This is a genomic window from Massilia sp. CT11-108, from assembly GCF_047302915.1.
In the GTDB taxonomy this organism is placed as follows: Bacteria; Pseudomonadota; Gammaproteobacteria; order Burkholderiales; family Burkholderiaceae_D; genus Telluria; species Telluria orientalis.
The window spans coordinates 1-2,387 of sequence record NZ_JBKYMO010000688.1; the positions used below are offsets into that span (position 1 = coordinate 1).

The 2,387-nt window shown below is 72.8% G+C and carries 1 protein-coding gene; it reads right to left on the bottom strand.

All coding sequences use genetic code 11. The annotated features are described in order from the left end of the window. Window positions 1-2,387: glucoamylase family protein (locus ACEN88_RS29455; RefSeq protein ID WP_413345400.1), on the bottom strand; the 2,387-nt coding region annotated here is incomplete at both ends.

A 2,387-nucleotide genomic window follows, 5' to 3' on the forward strand; every position in this document is an offset into this window, starting at 1 on the left:
GCTGCAGGAACCGGTGCCGCGCGCCGCCGCGGCGGTGTCGGGTGCGCGCGGACGCGTGTCGTCGACCTCCACGTGGCGCCCCGCGGCGGCGCGCGGCACCGGTTCCTGCAGCAGCGGCAACGCGGCCTGGAACTGCGGTTCGGCGGCGAAGCGGCGCTGCATCGGCCGGTCGTGCAGCAGGCAGGACAGCGCCAGCAAACCCATGCCCTGGTGGTGCGCCATGAATGCGCGCACGATCGCATGGGCCTGGCCCGCGGGCCGCCGTGCCGGCGTGTAGTCGACGGCTTCATAGAAACCGTAGCGGCCCGTGAAGCCCAGCTGCGCCATGCGTTCCAGGTTGGCGCACGCGCGCTCCGGCTCGACCATCAGCGCCAGCAGCGCGGCATACGGCGCGACGACGAGGTCCTCGCCCGATACCCGTTGCGTGCAGCGCCGTGTACCCACCTCGGGTATGCCGAAGGCGCGGTACTGGTAATGCAGTGCGGCGTCCATCGCGTTGTAGCCGGATGCCGCAAAGCCCCACGGCACGTCGCGGCGGCGGCCGTATTCCGCCTGCGCGCGGACGATGCCCCGGTACGTCCGGTCCAGCAGCGTGTCGCGGTACGCCGGCATCACCAACAGCGGCGCCAGGTAGTCGTCCAGCGCGCCGTCCAGCGACAGCAGCACCGGGTGGCCGTACGCGCGGCACATCTGGCGGCCTAGCGCGGTCCAGTGTTCCTGCGGCAGCTGGCCGCGCGCGATGCCGGTGAAGCTGGCCAGGCGGGCATTCGATGCGAGCAATCCCGTGTCCGCGTCGGCCAGCAGACCGAAATCCATGTCCGCGCGCGCACGCGCGGCGCGGGCCAGTTGCGCGATCTTCTGCAGGCGCACCCGCGCGTTCGTGCTGCCTTCCTCGACAAGCCCGGCCAGCAGCAGCTGGCGCGTGCGCTCGTCCGGTTCCAGGTCGTCGCCCGGCGCCTTCATGCCGAAGCCGGCCAGCTCGCGCACCGTCGGGATGCGGGTGAGGCTCGAATCGATCACGTATTCCTGCACGACGCGCATCCACGGCGCCATCGCCAGCAGGTCCGCCTGCGCGGCCGCCGTTTGCCGCGCCAGCCTGCCGGTCCAGTCGCGCAGCTGCGGATCGGCGTCGTCGGGCACGGCGGCGCACAACGCCTCGGCGTCGCGCGCCAGCGTCTGCAGGCAATCGGCGAGGCCCGGCAAGGTGCCCGCATTGCGGCAGCGCTCCGGCGAGAGGTGCAGGCGCAGCGCGGCGATCGCCTCGCGCACGGCGGGCACGGCGTGTTCGTCGGCGACGTCGAGCGTGTCGCGGATGCCGTCCAGTGCGCGGCTGGAGGCGATGGGCTCATCGGCCAGCCGCTCCAGGCCGGCGGCCAGCGTGAGCAGGTGCGCCGCCAGGTTGCCGCTGCCGGCGATAGCCGTGGACAGCGGCTCCAGCGTGCGCGTATCGTACGCGTCGTGGAAGTGGCCGCGCTGGCGTTCCAGCCGGCCCATCGTCTGGAGTGTCGCGCGCGTGCGCGCCAGCAGGTCGCCCGTGGGCGCGTAGCCGAAGTCCCATGCCGTCATGTTGGCCAGCAGCGCGAAGCCCATGCTTGCGGGCGACGTGCGATGCGCGACGACGGGGGCCGGGTGTTCCTGCAAGTGGTCGGGCGGCAGCCAGTTGCTCTCCGCCGTGACGTGGTCTTCGAAGAATGCCCACGTGCGGCGCGCCGTCGTGCGCAGGAAGCGGCGCTGCGCATCCGCCAGGTGCGGTGCGTGACGCGCGGCCGGCAGGCTGACCCACCATGCGACCACGGGCGACAGGAACCACAGCAGCAGCAGGGGCGCTGCCGCGAACAGCGCGAGCGGATTCGCAAAGCTGAGCAGCACGGCGACGCCGACCGCGAACGCGGGCGCGAACCACATGTTCTGCCAGTTCGACTCCATGTCCGTGCTGGAGCGCGACAGCGTGGGCGCGCGCCACTCCAGGCGCAGCCGTTTCGACACGAGCATGCGCCACGCGCCGCGCGCGATCGCGTCCACGCTGTAGCTGGCCTCGTGCGGCAGGAAGGCCGTGTCCAGCAGCGCGTGATAGAGGCCGATGCGCGCATCGTGCGCGCAGTGCCGCAGGTGCGCGCCGGGGGCGACGTCGTGCGGCTTGTCGGCCAGGGCGACGAGCGTGCGCAGCGCGAACGGCACGAAGAACACGGCCAGCACGGCCGCGGTCCAGAACGCGGGCGCCGGCAGCAGCGCCCAGCACAGCACCAGCAGGATGCACAGCGTGGGCGCGACGAGGCTGCGGCGCAGGTTGTCGAACAGCTTCCAGCGCGCCAGCGGCGGCAACGGATTCGCTTCGCGGCTGCCGTCCGCCCGCGGCACGCGGTCGCGCAGCCAGCCGGCCAGTTGCC